The sequence below is a fragment of the Actinomadura gamaensis genome, from assembly GCF_042652125.1.
Lineage (GTDB): Bacteria > Actinomycetota > Actinomycetes > Streptosporangiales > Streptosporangiaceae > Spirillospora > Spirillospora gamaensis.
Genome location: NZ_JBHSIT010000003.1, coordinates 65,083 through 89,705 on the forward strand (window position 1 = coordinate 65,083; position 24,623 = coordinate 89,705).

Annotated in this window: 22 protein-coding genes; 14 read left to right on the plus strand and 8 right to left on the minus strand. The window is 73.5% G+C overall.

What is annotated here, in order from left to right; genetic code table 11:
* Positions 1-8: 8 nt before the first annotated feature.
* Positions 9-1,073: a polyprenyl synthetase family protein gene (locus tag ACFPCY_RS10765; protein ID WP_378253904.1), complete on the minus strand. Its 1,065-nt coding sequence runs from the start codon at positions 1,071-1,073 to the stop codon at positions 9-11.
* Positions 1,074-1,116: 43 nt separating this feature from the next.
* Between ACFPCY_RS10765 and metF the strand changes: the two genes are divergently transcribed.
* Positions 1,117-2,052: a methylenetetrahydrofolate reductase [NAD(P)H] gene (gene metF / locus ACFPCY_RS10770; protein ID WP_378253906.1), complete on the plus strand. Its 936-nt coding sequence runs from the start codon at positions 1,117-1,119 to the stop codon at positions 2,050-2,052.
* Here the strand turns inward: metF and ACFPCY_RS10775 are convergent.
* The 6 genes from ACFPCY_RS10775 to ACFPCY_RS10800 all read right to left on the minus strand — a co-directional run bounded on the left by ACFPCY_RS10775 (position 1,989) and on the right by ACFPCY_RS10800 (position 5,901).
* Positions 1,989-2,600 (minus strand): GNAT family N-acetyltransferase, encoded by a 612-nt coding sequence (locus ACFPCY_RS10775; RefSeq protein ID WP_378253908.1) that lies wholly within the window; start codon positions 2,598-2,600, stop codon positions 1,989-1,991. The two genes, metF and ACFPCY_RS10775, sit on opposite strands and share 64 nt — an antisense overlap.
* A gap of 11 nt (positions 2,601-2,611) precedes the next feature.
* On the minus strand, positions 2,612-2,944 hold the full coding sequence (locus tag ACFPCY_RS10780; protein ID WP_378253910.1) for a hypothetical protein: 333 nt from the start codon (positions 2,942-2,944) through the stop codon (positions 2,612-2,614).
* A complete protein-coding gene (locus ACFPCY_RS10785; RefSeq protein WP_378253912.1) occupies positions 2,941-4,137 on the minus strand; it encodes a hypothetical protein in 1,197 nt (398 codons plus the stop codon). The genes ACFPCY_RS10780 and ACFPCY_RS10785 overlap by 4 nt, the downstream gene beginning before the upstream one ends.
* Positions 4,138-4,449: 312 nt before the next feature.
* A complete protein-coding gene (locus ACFPCY_RS10790; RefSeq protein ID WP_378253914.1) occupies positions 4,450-4,800 on the minus strand; it encodes an arsenate reductase family protein in 351 nt (116 codons plus the stop codon).
* A gap of 4 nt (positions 4,801-4,804) precedes the next feature.
* Entirely contained in the window at positions 4,805-5,272 is a 468-nt protein-coding gene (locus tag ACFPCY_RS10795; protein ID WP_378253916.1) for a YbaK/EbsC family protein, read from the minus strand.
* A gap of 50 nt (positions 5,273-5,322) precedes the next feature.
* On the minus strand, positions 5,323-5,901 hold the full coding sequence (locus ACFPCY_RS10800; protein WP_378253918.1) for an ATP-dependent Clp protease proteolytic subunit: 579 nt from the start codon (positions 5,899-5,901) through the stop codon (positions 5,323-5,325).
* A gap of 90 nt (positions 5,902-5,991) precedes the next feature.
* Between ACFPCY_RS10800 and ACFPCY_RS10805 the strand changes: the two genes are divergently transcribed.
* From ACFPCY_RS10805 to ACFPCY_RS10815, 3 genes are all read left to right on the plus strand, one after another.
* Entirely contained in the window at positions 5,992-6,924 is a 933-nt protein-coding gene (locus ACFPCY_RS10805) for a LysR family transcriptional regulator (protein ID WP_378253921.1), read from the plus strand.
* 388 nt (positions 6,925-7,312) lie between these two features.
* Entirely contained in the window at positions 7,313-7,858 is a 546-nt protein-coding gene (locus tag ACFPCY_RS10810; RefSeq protein WP_378253923.1) for an SAV_6107 family HEPN domain-containing protein, read from the plus strand.
* A 1,136-nt stretch (positions 7,859-8,994) separates the two neighbouring features.
* Positions 8,995-10,380 (plus strand): MFS transporter, encoded by a 1,386-nt coding sequence (locus tag ACFPCY_RS10815; protein WP_378253925.1) that lies wholly within the window; start codon positions 8,995-8,997, stop codon positions 10,378-10,380.
* Positions 10,381-10,705: 325 nt separating this feature from the next.
* Here the strand turns inward: ACFPCY_RS10815 and bldD are convergent, their stop codons facing one another.
* A complete protein-coding gene (gene bldD, locus ACFPCY_RS10820; RefSeq protein ID WP_021597992.1) occupies positions 10,706-11,200 on the minus strand; it encodes a transcriptional regulator BldD in 495 nt (164 codons plus the stop codon).
* A gap of 472 nt (positions 11,201-11,672) precedes the next feature.
* Here bldD and pyrR point away from each other — a divergent pair, with 472 nt between their 5' ends.
* The 10 genes from pyrR (at position 11,673) to gmk (ending at position 24,561) form a co-directional block, all read left to right on the plus strand.
* Positions 11,673-12,239 carry a bifunctional pyr operon transcriptional regulator/uracil phosphoribosyltransferase PyrR gene (gene pyrR / locus ACFPCY_RS10825; protein WP_378255108.1) on the plus strand — a complete coding sequence of 189 codons (567 nt, stop codon included), beginning with the start codon at positions 11,673-11,675 and terminating at the stop codon, positions 12,237-12,239.
* Entirely contained in the window at positions 12,240-13,181 is a 942-nt protein-coding gene (locus ACFPCY_RS10830) for an aspartate carbamoyltransferase catalytic subunit (protein ID WP_378253927.1), read from the plus strand. It begins immediately after the preceding gene.
* Positions 13,178-14,479 carry a dihydroorotase gene (locus tag ACFPCY_RS10835; protein ID WP_378253929.1) on the plus strand — a complete coding sequence of 434 codons (1,302 nt, stop codon included), beginning with the start codon at positions 13,178-13,180 and terminating at the stop codon, positions 14,477-14,479. The genes ACFPCY_RS10830 and ACFPCY_RS10835 overlap by 4 nt, the downstream gene beginning before the upstream one ends.
* Positions 14,476-15,597, plus strand: a complete 1,122-nt coding sequence (gene carA, locus ACFPCY_RS10840) for a glutamine-hydrolyzing carbamoyl-phosphate synthase small subunit (RefSeq protein WP_378253931.1) — start codon at positions 14,476-14,478, stop codon at positions 15,595-15,597. The genes ACFPCY_RS10835 and carA overlap by 4 nt, the downstream gene beginning before the upstream one ends.
* A complete protein-coding gene (gene carB, locus ACFPCY_RS10845; RefSeq protein WP_378253933.1) occupies positions 15,597-18,935 on the plus strand; it encodes a carbamoyl-phosphate synthase large subunit in 3,339 nt (1,112 codons plus the stop codon). Before carA ends, carB begins: the two co-directional genes overlap by 1 nt.
* Positions 18,936-19,016: 81 nt before the next feature.
* Positions 19,017-19,910, plus strand: a complete 894-nt coding sequence (locus ACFPCY_RS10850) for a dihydroorotate dehydrogenase electron transfer subunit (RefSeq protein WP_378253935.1) — start codon at positions 19,017-19,019, stop codon at positions 19,908-19,910.
* A 178-nt stretch (positions 19,911-20,088) separates the two neighbouring features.
* Positions 20,089-21,894, plus strand: a complete 1,806-nt coding sequence (locus ACFPCY_RS10855; protein ID WP_378253937.1) for a dihydroorotate dehydrogenase — start codon at positions 20,089-20,091, stop codon at positions 21,892-21,894.
* Positions 21,891-22,595 (plus strand): orotidine-5'-phosphate decarboxylase, encoded by a 705-nt coding sequence (gene pyrF / locus ACFPCY_RS10860; protein WP_378253939.1) that lies wholly within the window; start codon positions 21,891-21,893, stop codon positions 22,593-22,595. The genes ACFPCY_RS10855 and pyrF overlap by 4 nt, the downstream gene beginning before the upstream one ends.
* A 951-nt stretch (positions 22,596-23,546) precedes the next feature.
* Positions 23,547-23,873: an integration host factor, actinobacterial type gene (mihF, locus tag ACFPCY_RS10865; RefSeq protein ID WP_026411631.1), complete on the plus strand. Its 327-nt coding sequence runs from the start codon at positions 23,547-23,549 to the stop codon at positions 23,871-23,873.
* Between the two features lie 94 nt (positions 23,874-23,967).
* Positions 23,968-24,561: a guanylate kinase gene (gene gmk, locus ACFPCY_RS10870; RefSeq protein ID WP_378253941.1), complete on the plus strand. Its 594-nt coding sequence runs from the start codon at positions 23,968-23,970 to the stop codon at positions 24,559-24,561.
* The last annotated feature ends 62 nt before the right edge of the window (positions 24,562-24,623 follow it).

Sequence of the window (24,623 nt, forward strand, 5' to 3'; positions counted from 1 at the left end):
GGGGCGGGTCAGAAGGTGCGGGCGGTGGCGGCCGTGGCGAGGTCGGTGAGGGCCTCGCGGGCTTCGCCGGTGACGGGGGCGGCGGCGAGGGCGGTTCGCGCCTCGGTCGCGAAGCGGTCGATCATGGTCTCGCAGGCCGCGAGGCCGCCCGTCTCGGCGATGATCTCCCGCAGGTCGGTGACGCCCAGCTCGGACAGGTCCGGGTCGCCCAGCAGGCGATCCACGGTGGACGCCTGCTCCGGGGTCGCGCGCTCCAGCGTGAGGGCGATCAGGACGGTCCGCTTGCCCTCGCGCAGGTCGTCCCCGGCGGGCTTGCCGGTCTCGGACGGGTCACCGAACACGCCGAGCACGTCGTCCCGTAGCTGGAACGCCATCCCGAGCGGACGCCCGTACCCGGTGAGCGACGCGGTCAGCTCGTCCGAGCCGCCGGCCAGCGCCGCGCCCAGGTGCAGCGGACGCTCGATCGTGTACTTGGCGGACTTGAAATCGACCACGCGCAGCGCCGACTCGACCGTCCCGCCCGCGCGCGTGCTCTCCAGCATGTCCAGGTACTGGCCGCACATGACCTCGGTGCGCATGAGGTCGTAGACGCGGCGCCCGCGCGCGCGACGGTCCTCCGGCAGGCCGCTCGTCTCGAACATCTCCCCGGACCAGGCCAGCAGCAGGTCGCCGAGCAGGATCGCCGCGCCCTCGCCGAAGGTCGCGGCGTCCCCGCGCCAAGCGTGCTCGGCGTGCAGCGCCTCGAAACGGCGGTGCACCGACGGCTGGCCGCGCCGCGTGTCGCTGGCGTCCATCACGTCGTCGTGGACGAGCGCGCTGGCCTGGAGCAGCTCCAGGGACGCCGCCGCCGTCGCGATCTCCGGGACGTCCTCGCCGCCCGCCGCGCGCCAGCCCCAGTAGCAGAACGCCGGCCGCAGCCGCTTCCCGCCCGACAGCAGCGCCGTCAGCGCGGTGATCATCGGCCGCAGGTCCTCGCCGATGGCGAGCAGGCCGGGGGCCTGGCGGCCGACGAAGGCGTGCAGCGCCTCGTCGACCTCCTTGCGGAACTGGCTGGTGGACGAGCTGAAGGGCATGCTGGGATCGTATCTTTTCGGACCGGGTCGATAGGATCGCGGGATGCGACGCCCGAACCCCGATCGCGCACCGACGATCCGCGACCTGCTCGCCACCGGCCAGCCGTCGTTCTCGTTCGAGTTCATGCCGCCGAAGACCGCCGAGGCCGCCCGCACGCTGTGGCGCACCATCCGCGAGCTGGAGCCGCTGAACCCGACGTTCGTCTCGGTCACCTACGGCGCGGGCGGCAGCACGCGGGACAACACCGTCGACGTGGTCGAGCGCATCGCCACCGAGACGACCATGACGCCTGTGGCGCACTTCACGGCCGTCAACCACTCCCAGGCCGAGCTGCGGCACCTGATCGGGCGGTTCGCCTCGGCCGGCGTCCGCAACATCCTCGCGCTGCGCGGCGACCCGCCCGGCGACCCGATGGGGGAGTGGATCAAGCATCCGGACGGCCTGGAGTACGCCTCCGACCTCGTCCGCATGATCCGCTCGTACGGGGACTTCTGCGTCGGCGTCGCCGCGTTCCCGTACAAGCACCCCCGCTCGGCCGACATCGACAGCGACACCCGCTACTTCGTCGAGAAGTGCCGCGCCGGGGCCGACTACGCGATCACGCAGATGTTCTTCCGCGCGGACGACTACTTCCGGCTGCGCGACCGGGTCGCGGCGACCGGCTGCGACGTGCCGATCATCCCCGGCATCATGCCGGTGACCCGGTACGGGACGATCGAGCGGTCCGAGCAGCTGTCCGGCGCGCCGTTCCCGGCAGAGGTCCGGGAGCGGTTCGAGGCCGTCCGGGACGACCCGGAGGCCTTCCGGCGGCTCGGCATCGAGCACGCCGCCGGCCTCTGCCGGGAGCTGCTCGACCAGGGCGCGCCCGGCATCCACTTCATCACCTTCAACCGGTCGACCGCGACCCGCGAGGTCTACGAGCTGCTCGAACCCGCCGGGTACGGCGCCAGGGGCAGCGTCCCGCCCATCACCGCGTAGGGCGGTCCGCCGCCGGGGAAGTCGAAGTCGGTCAGCAGGTCGCGGAGGCCGACCGAGCGGTAGAGGCGCCGGGCGGGCGACTCGCGGTCCAGGTCGAGCGTGGACAGCACCACCGTCGTTTCCAGCCTGCCCTCGCACAGCGCGTTGAGCAGCGCCCGGCCGTGCCCGTGCCCCTGGTCGTCCGGGTGGACGTGCAGCTCGGCGACCTCGAACGCGTCGTCCAGCCAGTAGGCGGCGTGCTCGGGGCCGCCGCGCTCGGTCAGCGCCCGCCGCACCACGTCGTGCCACCACTGCCCGGACTCGCCGTGGAAGCCGTAGGCGAAGCCGCGCACGCTCCCCGGCAGCCCGGGCAGCGACCTCGGCCGCTCCACCACGAACGCGCGGAACCGCGGGTAGGTGGTGTGCCGCTGCATGATCGAGTGCCGTCCGGGGAGCTGCTCCCCGGGCGGACGCATCGCCGCCGCGTAGACCTGAAGGATCGGGTCCAGGCGGCGCAGGAACGCGTGTTCGTCGAGCTGGCGCAGCTTCGGCTCCCTCGGCTTCCTCACGCGGAGAGAGCCTAGACCCGCACGGCCGTGCGCTGCGTCGCCGCCAGGCGGTTGTAGATGTCCCAGAGGATCTGGTCGGCGGCCTTCCGCAGCGCGGCGCGCTGGGTGTCGAGCTGCCCGCCCCACGTCCGCGACTCGGGACCGATCCACGCGTCCGTGCCGTTCAGCGTGCGGACGGGGCCGTCCAGGGCGCCGCGGAGCCCGTCGATGCTGCCGTAGGCGTCGCGGTACGCCTGGTAGAGCTCCCGGTACTCCGGGTTCGGCTGCTCGTGCGGGGAGAGCTGCGCGACGGCGGCGCCTTCCAGCGGTGGCGGGAGGCTCGCGGGCGGGGGAGGCGGGCTCATGCGGGTCCCTCCGTCCTGTGGACCGGCTGATGAGCCGGGATCGTCTCATGGACGAGCGTCGTCGGCCCACTCCCGGGATCGGCCGTCGGCGCGGGCGCGGAGGGGTGCGCGGGTGGCTGGATCGAATGCCGCGGCGGCTCCGGCACCTGCCCCGTCCCGGGCGTCGTCGTCTGCGGGGACGGCGCGTGGTGTGCTGGGGCGGGCTGTGTGTGTGACGGAGTGTGGTGCGTTGGGGCGTCGTGTGCGGGCGGCGGCGTGTGGTGCGGGGGGTTCGTGGACGAAGGTGAGTGATGCGTCGGTGAGTGATGCGTCGGTGAGCGGTGCGTCGGCGGGTGGTGCGTTGACGGGGATGCCGGGTGCCCGGACGCGTGGTGAAGGCCGAGCTTGTTCAGCGCGTCGCGGGTGCGGGCGCTCATGTCGGCCGTCGTGAGGACGCGGACGGCGGTCTTGTGGTCGCCGAGGCGCTCCGACTCGTCCAGGACGGCGTCCAACCACCGGGCGTTCATCGTGAGGTGGTGGCTCGCGACGCCCAGGGACCGCTCGATGACCTTCAGATGCGCGGCGTTCCCGTGGGCGGCCTTGATCAGCTCGGCGACGCCCTTCGGACCCAGCCGCTCGTAGAGGGCGCGCGTGTAGTCCGGGTCGCCGGCGTGCTCGGTCAGGTGCTTCCACACCTCGGGCGGGACGGGCCGGTGGTGCTGGAGCGAGTCGCTGATCCCGCGCGCGTCCGAGCGGGCGGCCTTGGCGGCGGCCTGCGGCGTCTTGAACGCGCCCAGGTCGCCCGCGCCGTTCGGCGTCGTCCGGTGCCGGCGCGGATGCGAGCGCGGAGGCGTGACCTTGCCGGGTCCGGTCGTCCCGCCACCGCCGCCTCCACCGCTTCCGCCGGACGGGCCGGGACTCGGGGACGGAGCGGGCGGCGCGTGCACTCCGCCGCCCGTGTCCGGATGCGTGATCGCGAAGTTGTACCGCCGGGACAGCATGCCGATCTGGTCGGACGCCCACTGCGCCACCTGCTCGGCCTGCCGGTACCCCGTGGCCGGGACGCCGGGCGGCGGACGGTGCGCCGCCAGCCAGCCCCTGATCACCGTGTTCGCCTGCTGGATCTGCCGGAGGAGCTGGTCCAGCGCGGGCGGGTCGATGCCCCGGAAGTCGCCGTCGCGGCTGGCCGGGCCGGTGCGCATCTCAGCGGTCATCGCCCCTCCGGGTTGCTGCCTCGGTCCGTCGCGCCGTCGCGCCGGGGTCGACTCCCCAGAATCACACTCGCAACAGGCGATGTCGAGTGGAGGACGGTCACGGTCAGGCCGCATGACGGACAAAGCGGTCACCCTCCGACCGCGGCGGCCACGGCCGTCCGCCCTCAGGGCCGACCCCAGCACGCGTCAGGACGGTGGACGGCAGATCGCAGCAGCCGTCCGGCGAGACACCACACGCGCTATGCGTCGGGGAAGAGGCCGTTGGGCGCGGACGGTCGTCGGGTGACCGCCGCGCCCGGTCGGCGGTGTGGGTCAGGAACCGTCCAGGGCCTTGCTGACCGACTGGGGGTCGCGCGCGACGACGGCGGTGGAGTCCGTGACGATGATCGGACGCTGGATGAGCACCGGGTTCGCCACCATCACCTTGATCCACTCGGCGCGGTCGTGCGGCAGGTTCTTGAGGTCGAGTTCCTTGGCGACCGGTTCGGTGAGCCGCGCGACGTCCCAGGGCTCGGCGCCGATCGCGGTGAGCGTCCGGTCGAACTCCTCGGCGGTCGGGGGCTCGTCCAGGTAGCGGCGCTCGGTGTACTCGACGCCCGCCTCGTCGAGCGCCGCCTTCGCGGCGCGGCTCTTCGAGCAGCGGGGGTTGTGCCAGATCTCCATGCGCCTAGTCTCCCACCTCGGCGGCGTCGCCCCCGGTGACGCGCAGCAACTCCGCGTAGGACGTCGGGAAGACCGTGTGGGGGTGCCCGCCCGCCGCCCAGACCTGCTCGTACTTGTCCAGCCACACGTCCACCAGGGTGCGGATCGGGGCCGGATGCCCGACCGGCGCGACCCCGCCGATCGGCTGCCCGGTGTGCTCGCGGACGAACTCGGGTGTCGCGCGCCCGACCTTCCGCGCGCCGATGAGCGCGGCCACGCGCGCCGTGTCCACCCGGTGCGCGCCGCTGGTCAGCACGAGCAGCGGCGCGCCGTCGGCGTCGAAGACCAGGCTGTTGGCGATCGCGCCCACCTCGCAGCCGAGCTGGTCGGCGGCGGCCTGCGCGGTGCGCGCCGAGTCGGGCAGTTCGATGATCTCTCCGTCCGCGCCCCGCTCGCGCAGGGCGGCGGCGACGCGTTCCGCGTTGGGGTGCATGACGGCACCCTAAGCCGTCCCGAACCCGCCCAGGGGCGGTGCGGGCGTGGTCAGGCGGCGGCGGGGATGGCGCGGGCGGTGCTCACCACGTGGTCGACGAAGCCGTAGTCGCGGGCCTCCTCGGCGGTGAAGAAGTGGTCGCGGTCGGAGTCGGCCTCGATCCGCGCGACGGGCTGGCCGGTGTGGGCGGCGATGAGCTGCTGCATCTGGCGCTTGGTGGTCAGCAGGTTCGCCGCCTGGATCTTGATGTCGGACGCCGTCCCGCCGATCCCGCCGGACGGCTGGTGCATGACGATCCGGGCGTGCGGCAGCGCGTAGCGCTTGCCCGGCGCGCCGGCGCAGAGCAGGAACTGTCCCATCGACGCGGTGAATCCCAGCGACAGCGTCGCCACGTCGTTCGGGACGAACTGCATGATGTCGTAAATGGCCATTCCGGCGGTCACCGAGCCGCCGGGGGAGTTGATGTACAGGTGGATGTCGCGCTCCCGGTCTTCAGCCGAAAGCAGAAGGATCTCGGCGCACAGGCGGTTCGCGATCGCGTCGTCCACCTCCTGGCCGAGAAAGACGATGCGCTCGCTGAGCAGGCGCTTGAAGACGTCGTCAGAGGGTTGGCGCGGTTCGTTGGTCATGCGACGAGATAACCCGCGACCCGGGCGCGGCGTCCAACAAGACTTCCGGACGCTTTGACAACGCGCGCTTGTCGATCCCACATTTGGACCGTGGACGTGGACGTTCCCGGGCTGCGGGCCTTCGTGGCCGCCGCGGAGGAGATGCATTTCGGACGGGCCGCGCAGCGGCTTTTCCTCACCCAGCAGGCGCTGTCGCAGCGCGTCCGGCGGCTGGAGTCCGTGCTCGGCGCGCCGCTGTTCGAACGCACCACGCGCCGCGTGGAGCTGACCGACGTCGGACGGCGTCTCCTCCCGCGCGCACGCGAGGCGCTGACGGCCGTCGACTCGGTCGTCAGCGCCGTCCGGGGCGAGCCGCCGCGTCTGCGCGTGGACGTCTACGACCAGCGGTTCAGCCCGATGGCGCTCGTGCGCGGGCTCGTCGACCAGGAGCCTCGCGTGCGCGTCGAGGTGAGCATGCGGCAAGGGTTCGAGCAGGCCGTCCCGGCGCTGCTGTCCGGCGAGATCGACGCGGCGTTCGGGCAGGCCAGGGACCTGCCGGGACGCTGGCCGTCCGAACTGTCGTCGCGGGTCGTCCAGCTGGTGCCCATGCACGCGTTCGTCGGCGCGGACCATCCGCTCGCCGGACGTCCGACGATGCGCCCGGACGAACTGCGCGACGCGGGCATCGCCATGCCGGACCCGGTCGCGTCCGAGTCACGGGCGTTCCTGCGCCGCCTCGCGGACCGGTTCGGGATCCCGATCCGGTTCGTCGAACCCGCCGTCGGCCAGTGGCACTACGGAGAGCTCGTCGCGCGCGAGAAGCAGGCGGTGGCGCTGGGGGAGGCGGGCATCGACGTCCCGGACGACCTGGGCCTGCACCGGATCCGGCTCGTGGACCCCGTCCCGCTCGTCCCGTGGTGCCTGACCTGGCGTTCCGGCGACACCTCGGCCGCGCTGCGGGCCGTCCTGCGCCTGCTGCCCGCCGCCGTCCCGCCCCCGCCGGACGACCCGTCCCACTGGCTCGCCGACGACTACCGCGACTGACCGCGACTGCCTGCGGCTGACCGCGGCTGACCGCGCCTGCCTGCGGCTGACCGCGCCTGCCTGCGGCTGACCGCAGCTGCCTGCGGCTGACCGCGCGAGGATTGTCAGACCCGTTTGTTCTACTGGTCCACGTGGCGCTGACCTGCGCGATCATCGCGGTGATCGCTGTGAGTGGCGACACGCGTTCGAACGTATTGACGAACCGTCACGGAGGCGGTTTACTGTGAAGGCGTCGAACTTATGTTCGACGTGGTGCGGGACTCGCGGCCCGTGCCACGGGCGACGCTCCCGCCGCGCCCAGCGCGCGGACGCGGCGGGAGCGCACGGCCGGGCGGAGAGAGGGGAAGCTCTCCGCCCGGCCGCGCCCGACGCCCCGGAAGGAGGCAACATGAACACCATCACCCGCGGAGCCCGCTCCGCCGCCCATAACATCTCCGGCGCCGCCCAGCACGAGGCACCGAGGCCGCGCCCCCGCGCGCTGCCCGCCCCGCGCCCGGCGCACACCGCCGTCGGCCAGCTGCACGCCGCCCGCGTCGGCCTCGCCGAGGCCGCCGAGGCGACCTCGCCGGCCGTCCGGTACGTCAGCGCGCACCTGGCCGCGCTGCGCGCCGCCGCCGCCGTCCTGGCCGCGCACCAGCCGCTCGACCTCACCCGCCGCCGGTCCCGTCCGCGCAGCGTCTGGGTCCTGCTCCCGGAGGCCGACCCGGCCCTGCGCGAGTGGGCCGCCTACTTCGCCGCCGGCGCCGACAAGCGCGCCGCCGCCGAGGCCGGCCTGCCCCGCGCCGTCACCCCCCGTGAGGCCGACGAACTCCTCCACGACGCCGAGATCTTCGTCACCCTCGTCGAGGACACCCTCGGCATCCCGGCCCAGCAGGCCCTGCCGATGACCAACCACCCGTCCAGCGGCGACCACGGAACCTTCGGAGCCGCCTGACGGCCCCTCCAACCCGGAAGCCACCCGCCCTCTCCGCCCCATCTTCCATCTCCGTCCGCCCAGCGCCCCCAGATCTCGCCGGTCCACCCGCACGGCGCTCAGATGCCCACCACCTGCTCCGTCGCGCCACGCCGCAGGCCCACGCCGCAGATGGAGGCCGTGGACGCGATGGGCGCGAGCAACGCGTCCATATCCGCGTTGCTCACCAGGCTGAGCAGGAGCGCCTCCGCGCGAGAGGCGCGCGCGAGAGGCGCGCGCGAGAGGCGCGCGCGAGAGGCGCGCGCGAGAGGCGCGCGCGAGAGACGCGCGGGCGGGGCGCGCGGGCGGGGCGCGCGTAGGGACTCCCGGAGGTGCGTGTTGCGGGGCCGCGCCTCCGGGGCTGACGTTCTGGCGTGAAGGCCGAGCGGCTCGTCCGCGCTTTCACGCGGGTTGCGCCCGGTCGTCGCGCCCCGAGGGGCGGCCGAGGGCTGGGCCATCGCACTGTGTCCTCTCCGCGCGCGGCGGCCTGCTCGGCTTGAGGGCCCGGTGGGCGCGTCGTCTCCGGACCTTCTGCCGGCACGGCTTGGGCGTTCTCTTCCCGCCTCGGTGAACACGCGCGGTGTCGGACGCAGGGGGCGTCATGCGCCGGCGGGGGCGGAGTCGTGGGCGGGTTATTTCAGGGGCTAAGTGGTTTATGAAGTGCGCGGGCCGGTTTGTTGGTGGACGACAATGTCCCTGTGGCGATACGGCGAAAAGGTGGAAAAGGACGGCCCGCGCGTGAGTACGCCGCCGACCGGGGGCGGGCGATGTCGGAGGCGGGCGACAGCACGGCTGACGCCGAAGCGCTGTCCCGCGTGCCTCCGCCTCGGACCGAGAGCGAGCCGCCAGGCGAAGCCTCGCAGCCGGACACTTCAGAACTGCTCCGCGGAGCCGGCTCACCGGCGTCGGACGCTTTGCGAGTGCCTTCGGGCGCGGCGACGGCGGGGTCGGGCGCGTCGGAGGTGTTGCCGGGCGCGGTGTCGGCGGGGTCGGGAGCGCTGGGGGGACTTGGCGCGGGGCGGACGACGTTTGTGGAGGGGGCTTCCGGGGCGGAGGCGAGAGCTTCTGGGGAGCCGGTGGTGCGGGCGGGGCTGCCTGCGTTGCTCGCGTTTCTCGGGGTGGTCGGGTATTCGCTTTCGATGGCCGTGTTGACGCCTGCGATGCCGATCGTGCAGCGGGATCTGCATACCAGTGCGGCGGGTGCGGCCTGGGGGCTGACGGCGATGATGCTGGCGGCGGCCGTGGCGACGCCGGTGGTGGGGCGGCTCGGGGATCTCTACGGTCCCCGGCGGGTGCTGCTGGTGGTGCTCGCGGTCGCGACGGCTGGAACGGTCCTTTCGGCTGTGGCGCCGTCGCTGGGGGTGCTGCTGGCCGGACGGGCGCTGGCCGGCATCGGCGGGGGAGTGTTCCCGCTCGCCTACACGGTCATCCGGAGCGTCCTGCCGCCCGCACGGACGGCGGCGGCGGTCGGGCTGATGTCGTCGATGCTGGGGCTCGGCGGGGCGCTGTCGTGGTGCGTGGCCGGGCCGGTCATCGACCTGCTGGGCTGGCGGTGGCTGCTGTGGTTGCCGGTGGTCGGGCTGGTCCCGGGGATCGTCACGGCGTGGAGAGTCGTGCCGCAGGTGCCCGGACGGCCCGGAGCGGGCGTCGACTGGTGGGGCGCGGGCCTGTTCTCGGCGTGGATGGTGGCGGCCCTGACGGCCCTCACGCAGGGCATGGCGTGGGGATGGACGTCCGCCGGGGTGCTGGGGCTGGCGGGCGCCGCGGCGGCGCTGGCGGTCGTCTGGTGGTGCGTGGAGCGGCGGGTGGACGAGCCGCTCGTCGATCCGCGGCTCATGCGTGTGCGCGGGGTCTGGACGGCCAATGCGGCGTCCCTGCTCGCGGGCTACGGCTTGATGGCGGGTGGCGTGCTGTTCCCGCTGCTGGTGCAGGCGCCGCGTCCTACAGGGTTCGCGGGGAGCGCCACGCAGGCCGCGATGTTGCAGCTTCCGGCGAGCATCGGCATGACGCTCGCGGGCGTCGCCGCCGGACGGCTTCACCATCGCGTCGGTTCGAGGGCCGTGCTCGTGGTGGGAGCGGTGCTGACCGGACTGGGCTACGGGTTCGTCGCCATAGCGCACGAGACGATGTGGCAGCTCTACATCGGCGGCACCGCGCGGGGCGTGGGGCTCGGGCTGGCCTACGCGGCGGTCGCGAACCTGGTCGTCGCGGCCGTCGAGCCCGCTCAGACAGGCGTGGCCACGGGCGTCAACACGCTGCTGAGGACGGTCGGAGGCTCGCTCGGCACGCAGGTCAGCGCCGTGATCCTCACCGCGTCGGCCGTCCACGGGCATCCGGGGGAGAGCGGTTACGCGACGGGCTTCGCCGTGACCGCCGTCGCGATGACGGGTGTCCTCGCGCTCGCGCTCGCCGCTCCGAAACGGCGTCCCGTCGGAAGGCCCTCGGAAGCCGTCGATGCACATCCGCATGAATGTGCATCTGCACAACCCAGCGCACAGCGTTAACACCCGGCCGGACAGCACAGCGTGAACCCAACACGAACATGAACACGAACACGACCGCGAACACGAACACGACCGCGGACACGAAGCCGAAACGGCGCGCATAACGCCGCCGACCGGGCGCCGTCGACCGGGCGCCGTCGACCGGGCGTCGGCGACCGGTCGCCGGCGCAGCGTCCGCACGCGCCGCAGTTTCGGTGGGCGGCGCGAATCGCCTGGTGTCGCCGCGAACAGCCGAACGGCCCGGCGGTCGGGGGACCGCCGGGCCGTTCGGTGAAGAGCGTCCGTGCCGCCGTCCGGAAGGCTCTCCGGGCGGCGGTACGGGGTGCTAGAAGGACTCCACGGCCCTGCGGGCCTCGGGGTCCAGCACGCCCCAGCCGATGAGCTCCTCGGTGAGCTCGGTCGGGGACTTGTCGTAGATCACGGCAAGAGAACGCAGGTCCTCCTGCCTGATGGACAGGACCTTTCCGTTGTAGTCGCCCCGCTGGCTCTGGATCGTCGCGGCGTAGCGGGCGAGGGGACCGGCCTTGTCCTTCGGAAGCTGCTGCAGGCGCTCAAGGTCGATGACGAGCTTGGGCGTTGGCCCGAGCGGGCTCGGCGCGGCTCCGCCGGGCAGCAACTCGGAGACCGGCACGCCGTAGAAATCGGCGAGCTCGGCCAGCTTCTGAACGGTGACGGCGCGGTCGCCCCGCTCGTACGAACCCACGACGACGGCCTTCCAGCGGCCACGGGACTTCTCCTCCACACCGTGCAGGGACAGCCCCTGCTGGGTGCGGATGGCGCGCAGGCGCGCGCCGAGAGCCTTAGCGTATTCAGACGGCATTTCGCGGCCCCCCAGGCTCACTCTCGTCGTCGTTCTCGGATGGCCCCGGCACCGGCCGGTCCGGCGTCGGGGGAGGTGTCCCCCGAGCCCGTCACGGCCCGGAAGTCCCCCTCCAGGGATGGTTACGGACAGTGACGGTAAAACGGTGACGCTCCCAGGTCAAGCCGATTGGAAAAAAGCGGTCGAATCCGTAGGTGTCGATCCGGGTCGTCCGGATCGTCGCGAAGGCCCGCACGTCCCGCCCGGCGGGCGTTCCGCGACCCTCCCGCACGGCTTCCGCGCGCGGGCGCGCGCGGCCCCGGTGTGACCGCTCTCACCTGGTATTTCGTGACGGGGTGGGGTTCGGTCCACCGGATGCGGCCTGCTACCTTGTCGGGGACAAGGCGTCCTTTAAGACCCGTCCCGTGAGGCGGGAAAGGAGGTTCAGGCGGTGAATGCTGCCCACCGGCCGGACGATCCGGCCGAGACGCGCGTGACCGACCGTGGCTCCGGCGACCCCCGGCAGAAGGCCGTTCTGGAGGGACCGGACATCCGGCGCGCGCTCACCCGAATCGCGCACGAGATCCTCGAACGCACCAAGGGCGGCGAGGACGTCGCCCTGCTCGGCATCCAGACCCGCGGCGTGACGCTGGCCGAGCGGCTGGCGGCGGCGCTGCGCGAGGTCGAGGGCCGGCCCGTCCCGTGGGGCTCGCTCGACGTCACGATGTACCGGGACGACCTGCGCCTGCGCGCCCCGCGCGCGATCGGCCGCACCGAGCTGCCCAGGGGCGGCATCGAGGACCGGGTCGTCGTGCTGGTCGACGACGTGCTGTTCTCCGGCCGCACCGTGCGCGCCGCCTTGGACGCGCTGAACGAGCTCGGCCGCCCGCGCGCCGTCCAGCTCGCCGTCCTGGTGGACCGCGGGCACCGCGAACTGCCGATCCGCGCCGACTACGTGGGCAAGAACCTGCCCACCTCGATGCGCGAGACGGTGAAGGTCCTGCTGGACGAGAACGACGGCCGCGACGCCGTCCTCCTCGGTCCGAAGGAGGAGAAGTAAGTGAAGCGCCATCTGATCTCGGCCGCCGACCTCACCCGCGACGACGCGCTGCTCGTCCTCGACACCGCCGAGGAGCTGGCCCGCGCGACCGAGGCGTCGGTGCGCAAGCTCCCGACGCTGCGCGGGCGCACGGTGGTCAACCTCTTCTTCGAGGACTCGACCCGCACCCGGATCTCGTTCGAGGCGGCCGCCAAGCGGCTCAGCGCGGACGTCATCAACTTCTCCGCCAAGGGCTCGTCGGTCAGCAAGGGCGAGAGCCTGAAGGACACCGCGCTCACCCTGGAGGCCATGGGCGCGGACGGCGTCGTCATCCGGCACGGCGCGTCCGGCGCGCCGCACCGGCTGGCGAACTGGGTCCGGGGCAGCGTGGTGAACGCCGGCGACGGCACCCACGAGCACCCCACCCAGGCGCTGCTGGACGCCTTCACCATGCGCCGCCGCCTCGGCGACCTGGAGGGCCGCAAGGTCACCATCGTCGGCGACATCCTCCACAGCCGTGTGGCACGGTCCAACGTGCTGCTGCTGAACACCCTCGGCGCCGAGGTGACCCTGGTCGCCCCGCCGACGCTGCTGCCGGTCGCGGTGGACACCTGGCCCGCCGAGGTCTCCTACGACCTGGACGCCGTCCTGCCGAAGAGCGACGTCGTGATGATGCTGCGCGTCCAGCACGAGCGGATGAACGCCGGGTACTTCCCGACCGTCCGCGAGTACAGCCGCCGCTACGGCCTGGACGCCGAGCGCATGGCGCGCCTGGCCGACCACGCGATCGTCATGCATCCCGGCCCGATGAACCGGGGCGTGGAGATCGCGGCCGAGGTCGCCGACTCCGTCCGGTCCACCATCGTCGAGCAGGTCGCCAACGGCGTGAGCGCTCGCATGGCCGTTCTCTACCTGCTGCTCGGCGGGTCCGAGCCCGCCATCGGCAAGGAGGTCTCCCAGTGACCGCGTACCTCATCAAGAACGCCCGGGTGCTCGGCGGGGAGCCGGCCGACCTGCTGCTGCGGGACGGCGTGATCGCCGAGATCGGCACCGGCCTGGACGCCGCGGACGCGCAGGTCGTGGACGCGCAGGTCGTGGACGCGCAGGGCCTGATCGCCCTGCCCGGCCTGGTCGACCTGCACACCCACCTGCGCGAGCCCGGCCGCGAGGACGCCGAGACCGTCGAGTCCGGCACCCGCGCCGCCGCGATGGGCGGCTACACCGCCGTCCACGCGATGGCCAACACCGACCCGGTCGCCGACACCGCGGGCGTCGTCGAGCAGGTGTGGCGGCTCGGCCGCGAGGCCGGGTACTGCGACGTCCAGCCGGTCGGCGCGGTCACCGTGGGCCTCAGGGGCGAGCGGCTCGCCGAGCTGGGCGCGATGGCCGACTCGGCCGCCGCCGTCCGGGTGTTCTCCGACGACGGGCACTGCGTGTCGGACGCGGTCGTCATGCGCCGCGCGCTGGAGTACGTCAAGGCGTTCGACGGCGTCGTCGCCCAGCACGCGCAGGAGCCGCGGCTGACCGAGGGCGCGCAGATGAACGAGGGCGAGATGAGCGCCGCGCTCGGCATGCGCGGCTGGCCCGCGGTCGCCGAGGAGGCGATCATCGCCCGCGACGTGCTGCTGGCCCAGCACGTCGGGTCGCGGCTGCACGTGTGCCACGTGTCCACGGCCGGCTCGGTGGAGATCATCCGCTGGGCCAAGTCCAAGGGGTGCCAGGTGACCGCCGAGGTCACCCCGCACCACCTGCTGCTCAACGACGAGCTCGCCGCGTCCTACGACCCGACCTACAAGGTCAACCCGCCGCTGCGCACGGCCGACGACGTCACCGCGCTCCGGCACGCGCTGGCGGACGGCACGATCGACATCGTCGCCACCGACCACGCGCCGCACCCGGTCGAGGCCAAGGAGACCGAGTGGGCCGTGGCCGCGATGGGCATGATCGGCCTGGAGACCGCGCTGTCGGTCGTCCAGGAGGCCATGGTCGAGACGGACCTGCTCGACTGGGCCGGCGTCGCCGAGCGCATGTCGTTCGGCCCCGCCCGCATCGGCCGCCTCTCCGGACAGGGTCGTCCGCTGGAGGCGGGATCGCCCGCCAACATCACGCTGTACGACCCGTCGCCGCGCCGCGCCGTGGACCCGACCGCGATGGCCTCCAAGAGCCGCAACACCCCGTACGCGGGGATGGAGCTGCCCGGACGCGTCGTCGCGACGTTCCTGCGCGGCCGGGCGACCGTCCTCGAAGGGAAGCTCCAGTGACCCCACCCCCCGCTCTACTCGTTCTCGAAGACGGACGGACGTTCCAGGGGGTCGCCTACGGCGCCGAGGGGGAGACCTTCGGCGAGATCGTCTTCAACACCGGCATGACCGGCTACCAGGAGACCCTCACCGACCCCTCGTACGCCCGGCAGATCGTGGCGATGACCGCCCCGCACATCGGCAACACCGGCGTGAACGACGAGGACCCCGAGTCCGGCCGCATCCAGGTCGCCGGCTACGTGGTCCGCGAGCCCGCGCGGGTGGCGTCCAGCTGGCGGGCGACCGGCTCGCTCGGCGCGGCGCTGCGCGAGCAGGGCGTCGTCGGCATCGCGATCACCGGCACCCGGGCGCTGACCCGGCACCTGCGCGACCGCGGCGCGATGCGCGCCGGGATCTTCTCCGGCCCGGCGGCGCAGGCCCCGGTGGACGAGCTGCTCCGGCGCGTCCAGGAGTCGCCGCAGATGGCCGGCGCGTCCCTCGCCGAGGAGGTCGCGACGCAGGAGGCGTACGTCGTCCCCGCGATCGGCGAGCGGCGCTTCACGGTCGCCGCCGTGGACCTCGGCATCAAGGGCATGACCCCGCACCGGATGGCCGAGCGCGGCATCGAGGTGCACGTCCTGCCCGCCACGGTCACCGCCGAGGACATCCTCGCGGTCGAGCCGGACGGCGTGTTCTTCTCCAACGGCCCGGGCGACCCGGAGACCGCCGACGACCAGGTCGCGGCCCTGCGCGGCGTCCTGTCGGCCGGCAGGCCGTTCTTCGGCATCTGCTTCGGCAACCAGATCTTCGGCCGCGCGCTCGGCCTCGGCACCTACAAGCTGCGGTTCGGCCACCGCGGCGTGAACCAGCCCGTCCAGGACGTCCGGACCGGCAAGGTCGAGATCTCCGCGCACAACCACGGGTTCGCCGTGGACGCCCCCAAGGACGGCCCGTTCGACACCCCCTACGGCCCGGCCGAGGTCTCGCACGTGAACCTGAACGACGGCTGCGTCGAGGGCCTGCGGCTGCTCGACCGCCCGGCGTTCAGCGTCCAGTACCACCCCGAGGCGGCGGCGGGCCCCCACGACGCCTCGGGCCTCTTCGACCAGTTCGTCCAGATCATGGAGGCCGGGAAGTAATGCCGCGCAGGGAAGACATCCGGTCCGTCCTGGTCATCGGCTCCGGGCCCATCGTGATCGGGCAGGCCGCCGAGTTCGACTACTCCGGGACGCAGGCGTGCCGGGTGCTGAAGGCCGAGGGCCTGCGGGTCATCCTGGTCAACAGCAACCCGGCGACGATCATGACCGACCCGGAGATGGCGGACGCGACCTACGTCGAGCCGATCACCCCCGAGACCGTCGAGAAGATCATCGCCAAGGAGCGGCCGGACGCGCTGCTGCCCACGCTGGGCGGCCAGACGGCCCTCAACACCGCCATCGCGCTCTTCGAGAACGGCGTCCTCGCCGCGCACGGCGTCGAGCTGATCGGCGCCGACGTGGACGCGATCCAGGCGGGCGAGAACCGGGAGAGGTTCAAGGAGGTCGTCGCCAAGGTCGCACGCGAGCAGGGCCTGAACGCCGAGTCCGCCCGGTCGGTCATCTGCCACACCATGGACGAGGTGCTCGCCGCGGCGGGCGAGCTCGGCTACCCCGTGGTCGTCCGGCCGTCCTTCACCATGGGCGGCGCGGGCTCCGGCTTCGCGCACGACGAGGAGGACCTGCGCCGCATCGCGGGCGCGGGCCTCGACGCGTCCCCGACCAGCGAGGTGCTCCTGGAGGAGTCCATCCTCGGCTGGAAGGAGTACGAGCTGGAGGTGATGCGCGACCGCAACGACAACGTCGTCATCGTCTGCTCGATCGAGAACCTCGACCCGATGGGCGTGCACACCGGCGACTCGATCACCGTCGCGCCCGCGATGACGCTCACCGACCGCGAGTACCAGAACATGCGGGACGTCGCGATCGCGGTGATCCGCGAGGTCGGCGTCGACACCGGCGGCTGCAACATCCAGTTCGCCGTGCACCCCGGCACCGGCCGGATGATCGTCATCGAGATGAACCCGCGCGTCTCCCGCTCCTCGGCGCTGGCGTCCAAGGCCACCGGGTTCCCGATCGCCAAGATCGCCGCGCGGCTCGCCGTCGGCTACACGCTGGACGAGATCCCGAACGACATCACCCGCGAGACCCCGGCCTCGTTCGAGCCGACGCTCGACTACGTCGTGGTCAAGGTGCCGCGGTTCGCGTTCGAGAAGTTCCCCGGCGCGGACGGCACGCTCACCACGCACATGAAGTCGGTCGGCGAGGCCATGGCCATCGGCCGCAACTTCACCGAGGCGCTCCAGAAGGCGCTGCGGTCGCTGGAGCAGAAGGGCTCGGCGCTGTCCTGGGCCGGCCCGCCCGGCGACAAGGACCGGTGGCTCGCCGAGGCGGCCGAGCCGCACGACGGGCGCGTCCGGGCCGTCCAGCGGGCGATGTGGGCGGGCGCGACGATCCAGGAGGCCCACGAGGCGACCCGGATCGACCCGTGGTTCCTCGACCAGATCGCCGGGCTGAACGAGATCGCCGACGAGATCCGCACCGCCGAGGACGCGCTCACCCGCGACAAGATCCTCAACGCCAAGCGGCACGGCTTCTCCGACGCGCAGATCGGCGAGATCCGCGGGCTCTCGGAGGAGGTCGTCCGCGAGCTGCGGCACGCCCTCGGCGTCCGGCCCGTCTACCTCACCGTCGACACCTGCGCCGCCGAGTTCGCGGCGAAGACGCCCTACCTGTACTCGGCCTACGACGAGGAGACCGAGGTCCCGCCGGGGCGGAAGCCGAAGGTGATCATCCTCGGCTCCGGGCCGAACCGCATCGGGCAGGGCGTGGAGTTCGACTACTCCTGCGTCCACGCGTCCTTCACGCTCGCCGAGGCGGGCTACGAGACCGTCATGGTCAACTGCAACCCCGAGACCGTCTCGACCGACTACGACACCTCCGACCGGCTCTACTTCGAGCCGCTCACCCTGGAGGACGTCCTGGAGGTCGTGCACGCCGAGCAGCGCTCCGGCGAGGTCGCGGGCGTGATCGTCCAGCTCGGCGGGCAGACGCCGCTCGGCCTGGCGCAGCAGCTCAAGGACGCGGGCGTCCCGATCGTCGGCACCTCGCCCGAGTCGATCCACCTCGCCGAGGACCGCGGCGCGTTCGGCCGCGTCCTGCACCGCGCCGGGCTCACCGCGCCCAAGCACGGCACCGCCACCTCCTACGAGGAGGCGCTGGAGATCGCCGCCGAGATCGGCTACCCCGTCCTCGTCCGGCCGTCCTACGTGCTCGGCGGACGCGGCATGGAGATCGTGTACGACGACGCCACGCTGGAGTCGTACATGGCGAAGGCCACCGAGGCGTCCCCCGAGCACCCCGTCCTGGTCGACCGGTTCCTCGACGAGGCCATCGAGATCGACGTGGACGCCCTGTTCGACGGCGAGGAGCTCTACCTCGGCGGCGTCATGGAGCACATCGAGGAGGCCGGCATCCACTCCGGCGACTCCGCGTGCGCGCTCCCGCCGATCACCCTCGGCCACGACGACCTGCGCCGCATCCGCGAGGCCACCGAGGCGCTCGCGCGCGGCATCGGCGTGCGCGGGCTCATGAACGTCCAGTACGCGCTGTCCGCGGGCGTCCTGTACGTCCTGGAGGCCAACCCGCGCGCGTCCCGGACCGTCCCGTTCGTGTCCAAGGCGACGGCCGTGCCGCTCGCCAAGGCCGCCGCGCGGGTCATGATGGGCGCCACGATCGGCGCGCTGCGCGCCGAGGGCCTGCTGCCGCCGTCCGGCGACGGCGGCGCCCTCCCGCTGGACGCGCCGATCGCGGTCAAGGAGGCCGTCCTGCCGTTCGACCGGTTCCGCAACGCCAAGGGCCAGGGCGTGGACACCGTCCTCGGGCCGGAGATGCGGTCCACCGGCGAGGTCATGGGCATCGACGAGGTGTTCGGCACCGCCTACGCCAAGTCGCAGCAGGCCGCCTACGGCTCGCTGCCGACCAAGGGCCGAGCGTTCGTGTCGGTGGCGAACCGGGACAAGCGGCACATGATCTTCCCCGTCAAGCGCCTTGCTGACCTGGGCTTTGAGATTCTTGCCACGGAAGGGACCGCCGAGGTCCTGCGCCGCAACGGCGTGCGTGCCAAGATCGTGCGCAAGCACAGCGACGGCCCCGGCGCCGGGGGCGAGCCCACCATCGTGCGGCGCGTCCTCGACGGCGAGGTGGACCTCATCGTCAATACTCCCTTCGGGAGCCCCGGACAGTCCGGGCCCCGGCTGGACGGCTACGAGATCAGGACCGCCGCCGTCCTGCGCGGCGTGCCGTGCGTGACCACCGTCCAGGGGCTGGCCGCGGCCGTGCAGGGCATCGAGGCCATCGCCGGCGGCCAGGTCGGCGTCCGCTCCCTCCAGGAGCACGCCGAGCGGCTGCGCGGCGCGCACGGCGTGCTCGGACAGGGGTGAGCTGAGGAAACGGGCCCCGGCGGGCCGTCCTCCCGGTCGGGGGACGGCCCGCCGGCCCGGACGAGGACGAGAGGGAGACGGGTGTCCGACTCACCGGTGCAGACGTCGGCGACGGTCCTGACGGTCCGCCAGGTGCAGGACTACCACGCGATGACGCTGGTGGCCCCTGCGGTCGCCGAGCGGTTCCGGCCCGGCCAGTTCGTGACGCTCGCCGTCGGCGGCGAGCACTCCGGCCGGCTCGTGCGGCGCTGCTTCTCGGTGTACGAGGTCAAGTCCGACTACGGCGGGACGATCGAGATCGTGTTCGCCGACACCGAGCCCGGCACGGCCTGGCTCGCGTCCCGCCGCTCCCGCGACCAGGTGGACCTGCTCGGCCCCCTCGGCCGGCCCTTCCGGCTGCCCCGCGACCCGGTGCACTGCCTGCTCGTCGGCGGCGGCCCGCAGGGCGCGGCGCTGTTCGCCCTCGCCGACACCCTCGCCCGCCGCGGCTGCAAGGTCCACTTCGTGCTCGGCGGGGCGTCCGCGCGGGAGGTGTTCGGCTCCCGGATGGCCCAGCGCATCGGCGACTCCGCCGTCACCGTCACCGAGGACGGCACCCTCGGCGAGCGCGGCCTCGTCCGCGACGTCCTGCCCCGCGTCATCGACGAGACCGGCGCGGACGTCGTCTACGCCTGCGGCCCCACCGCCCTGCTCCGCTCGGTCACCCGCGTCGCGGGCGACTTCGGCCTGCCGTCCCAGGTGTTCGTGGAGGAGTTCCTCCAGCAGACCGCCGTCTGCGGCATCGGCGTCTGCATGACCTGCGTCCTGCCCTTCCACGGCGACGACGGCGTCACCCGCATGGTCCGCGCCTGCGCCGACGGCCCGGTGCTGCGCGGCGACCGCGTCCGCTGGGGAGACCTCGGCACCATCCCGTTCGACGCGCTCGGCGCCCCCCGCGTCCTCTCGGCCGTCCCGTCCGAAGGAGCCGACCGATGACCCCCGCCTCCCCCCTCCCGCAACCCCCGCCACCCCCGGCATCCCCGCTCTCACCGCGCCCGATGTCGCCGCGTTCGTCGCGCCCGGCGTCCTCTGGGCGCCTGGCGTCGCTGCCTTCTCCGCGGACGGTGCCGCCGCTTCCGCAGCCGTTCGTGCCGTCGTGTGAGGGGACCGTCCGATGAGCGCCGCGTCCACCGACATGACCGTGCGGATCGGGTCGCTGGAGCTGCCGAACCCGGTGCTCACCGCCGCCGGGTGCGGCGGCTCCGGGCGCGAGCTCGCGCCGTTCTTCGACCTCACCCGGATCGGCGCGTTCACCACCGCCTCGGTGACGACCCAGCCCCGTGCCGGACGCCCCACCCCGCGCGCCGCCGAGACGCCGAGCGGGCTCCTCACCGCCATGGGGCTGCCCGGACCCGGCGTCGAGCCGTTCCTGGAACGCGACCTGCCCTGGCTCGTCGAGCGGGACGTCCGGACGATCGTGTCCGTCGCGGGCAACAGCGTCGAGGAGTTCGCCGAGGTCGCGCGGCGGCTGCGCGGCGTGCCGAACATCGCCGCGATCGAGGTCAACGTCGCCTGCCCGAACGTCGCCGACCGCGGCCGCATGTTCGGCTGGCACCCGGACGCGGCGGCGGCCGTGGTCGGGGCCGTCCGGCTGCACTCGCGGCCCGGCACGCCCGTCCTCGCCAAGCTCGCCCCGGACGTCACCGACATCGCCCGCATCGCGCTCGCCTGCGTCGACGCGGGCGCGGACGGCCTCACCCTGATCAACACCATGGACGGCATGGCGATCGACCCGGTCACGCTGCGGCCCGCGCTGACCGGCGTGTCGGGCGGGCTGTCCGGCCCGGCGATCCGCCCGGTCGCGGTCCGCTGCGTCTACCAGGTGCACGCCGCGCTGCCCGACACCCCGATCATCGGCGTCGGCGGCATCGACTCCGGGCTCGCGGCCCTGGAGTTCCTCCTCGCCGGCGCCAGCGCCGTCGCCATCGGCACCACGCTGTTCCACGAGCCCGCGGCTCCGCTGCGCGTCCTGCGCGAGTTGGAGGACGCCCTCGCCTCCCGCCGGATCGCGCACCTCGCCGACGCCATCGGCCTCGCCCACAAGCCCGCCGGTTACGTCCCCCCGCGCGTCCTTCCCCTCCTCCCGGACGCCCCGGAAGCCGCTCCCGAGCCTTCGGAGACGCCCGTCCCGGCGGCTGAGAGCCCGAACGCCGCGTCGGGACGCCCGACCCGCCCTACGCCCCGTCCGGCGCCCCGCAAGGCCGCTGACGCCCCGTTCGGAGCCGAGTCAGGCCGCCAAGCCCCTGCCGCAGGGCCGTCCGCGCCGCCCGCAACCGCCCCGCACCAAGGCCCGCGCCCTCCCGCAGGCGCCGCCTCCGAAGCGCCTCCTTCAGGCGCAGCCGCCGCTGACCCCGCGTCCGAAGGGCCTCGGTTGGCCGCAGGCGCCGTTGACCCCGCGTCCGGAGGGCCTCGGTTGGCCGCAGGCGCCGGGGACGCCGCGTCCGGAGGGCCTCGCTTGGCCGCAGGCGCCGGGGACGCCGCGTCGTGGGGCTCAGACCCGGCTGCGAGTTCACCCGAAGCATTCGCGGGTACCTTCGCCGACGCGTCGGCCTCTGGCCCAGCGCCCGACGCGTCGGCAGGCGCGTATGGACGCCCGCTCGGCGACTCCTACGGCGCGTCTGACGGAGGCAGCCCTGAGGCTCCCGCAGGCCCTGGGCTGAGCGCGGAGGGCCGTCCGCACGCCCGTGACGGCGTCGCCAAGGGCGGGAACAAGCGTCCGGGCGCCCGCGGTGGTGCGGAGGCCCGCTCGAACAGCAATGACGGCACGACCGGCCCGGACCCGACGTCCGGGCGCGCGGGGGAGGGGGCCCGGACGCCGGCGTCCGGCGCCCGCCGGCCCCGCAAACGTTCCGGCGCCCGCGCCAAGGACGCCCCGGCCTCCGATCCAGCCGCGGCCGAGACCAAGGAGAGACTCCCGTGACCGCTGCACCCATCGCCGTCGCGCTCGACGCCCCCGACCTGGACACCGCCGCGCGCTGGGCCGGCCAGGTGACCCCGCACGTCAGCACCGTCAAGGTCGGCCTGGAGCTCTACCTCCGCTACGGCCCCGACGTGATCGCGAGCGTCCGCGGGGCGAGCCGCGTCCAGGTGTTCCTGGACCTGAAGCTGCACGACATCCCCGCCACCGTCGCGGGCGCGACCCGCGCGGTCGCCCGGCTGCGGCCCACCTACCTGACCGTCCACGCGGCGGGCGGCCCGGCCATGATCCGCGCCGCCGCCGAGGCCGCCCCGGACACCCGCATCGCCGCCGTCACCGTCCTGACGTCCCTGGACGACGCCGACCTCGCCGCCATCGGCCTGGACGGGCCCGCCTCGGACGCCGTCCTCCGCCTGGCCGCCCTGTCGGTCGAGGCGGGCGCCCGCGCCCTCGTCTGCTCCCCGCACGAGGCCGCCGCCGTCCGCGCCGAGGTCGGCCCCGACATCACCCTGATCACCCCCGGCGTCCGCCCCGCCGGCGCCGCCACCCAGGACCAGGCCCGCGTCGCCACCCCCGAGGAAGCCCTCGCCGCCGGCGCCGACCTCCTGGTCATCGGCCGCCCCATCACCGGCGCCGCCGACCCCGGCGCCGCCGCCGCCACGATCGCCGCCTCCCTCCGCCGCAACACCGCCCCCACCCCCTAACCCGCCGCACGCGCCCCGCATCCCGCGCACAGCACCCCAGCGCCCCGCGTCCTGCACACAAAGCCCCACCGCCCCGCCCCCCGCGCGCAGGGGCCTCAGCGCCCCGCGTCCGCGCGCAAGGCCTCAGCGCCCCGCCTCCCGCGCGCGTGGGTCCCACGCGTCCCGTGTCCGCGCGCAAGGCCTCAGCGCCTGGCCTCCCGTGCGCGCGGAGCCCGACGCCTCCCGCGTCCGCGCGCAAGGCCTCAGCCCCGGCCTCCCGCGCGGGTGGGCCCCAGCGCAGCGCGTGCGGCGCGTCGCCCCGGCGCGTGCCGCGCGTGGCCCCACGGGTCCTGCACGTCCTGCAGGGGCGGTTTCGCGGCCCTCACCCCTGCTACCGTTCGCGCGCCCACCACGCGTCCGCGCGCAGCCCGCGCTCCGAAGATCGCGCCCGCCCTGCGGAGTCCCCAAGGACGACGCTTGCGGTAGCCACAGGGCTCCGTCCCGCGTCGTGCGCGTGTCTGTGCTTGGCGAGACCTCAGCCCGCACACCTTGCGCGCCGACCGCACGCCCCGATTGGCGGCGGGCGGGACGGGGGCGGGTCGGGGGCGGGGCTTCTCGGAAGGGCCGGCGGACGGGTTCGGGGGGTCGGCGGGGGGTGGCGAAGGGGCGGTGGGAGGGTGGGGGAATGGGGGAGGGAACGTGATCAAGATCATCTGGGGTGGGGGTGAAGAGTGACGACTTTCGGGGTGATTTGGGGGGAAAGTTGCGATCTTGGGTAAGTGTCCTGGTGATGGGCGTGGGGGCGCCCGGCGGGGCCGAGTTGGGTACACTCTGTATTCAGGACACTCCAAGGAGTGATTTTCGTGATTTTGTGGCGGGTAAAACGGCACTTCACGTTGCCTTATGGGCCGTGAACTCGCTAGTTTCCCGTCCCGTCCGACTCCGTCGAGTGGAAACCTGAGGTGACCCGGCGTGGCTCTTCCGCCCCTAACCCCCGAACAGCGCGCCGCAGCCCTGGAGAAGGCTGCCAAGGCCCGCAAGGAGCGTGCCGAGGTTAAGAACCGGCTGAAGCACGGGGGGACCTCGCTCGCCGAGGTTCTCAAGGAGGGTCAGTCCGACGACGTCATCGGAAAGATGAAGGTGTCGGCTCTCCTGGAATCCCTGCCCGGTGTGGGCAAGGTCCGTGCGAAGCAGATCATGGAGCGTCTGGGCATCGCCGAATCCCGCCGCGTGCGGGGTCTCGGCGCCAACCAGCGCGCCTCCCTGGAGCGTGAGTTCGGCGGCGGTGGAAACCGCTGACCCCCGATCCGCGAGCGGGCGCGACGGTGCTGCCGTCGCGGCCGGCCCGGGCATGCCCGGATCCGGCTCCACCTCGCTCAGCTCCGGTGCGCCCATGACCGCGCCGGACGGCTCCCAGCTGACGCATGGTCGGCTCGTCCGTCGCCTCACGGTCCTCTCCGGGCCGTCGGGCGTCGGCAAGAGCACGGTCGTCGCCGAGATCCGGCTCGCCCACCCCGAGGTGTGGCTGTCGGTCTCGGTGACCACCCGGTCCCCCCGACCGGGTGAGACCGACGGCGTGCAGTACCACTTCGTCGACGACGCCGGTTTCGACCGGCTCGTCGCCGAGGGCGAGCTCCTCGAATGGGCGGAGTTCGCGGGCAACCGCTACGGGACCCCGCGCCGCCCGGTCGAGGAGCGCCTCGCCCGCGGCGAACCCGTGCTGCTGGAGATCGATCTCCAGGGCGCCCGGCAGGTCCGGCAGACGATGCCCGGGGCCCAGCTGGTCTTCCTCGCCCCGCCGACGTGGGACGAGCTGGTCCGCCGCCTCACCGGCCGCGGCACCGAGCCGCCGGACGTGATCGAGCGCCGTCTCGAGGCCGCCCGGGTCGAGCTCGCCGCCGAGAAGGAGTTCGACGTCACGCTGGTGAACACGTCCGTACGGGACGTGGTCGACGAGCTGCTAGTCTTGATGGCTGTTCGTCAGTAAGCATCCGCGCCGCGCATCCGACTCCCCGAACCCGGGGGTCCGGGCCCGCGACGACGGTCATC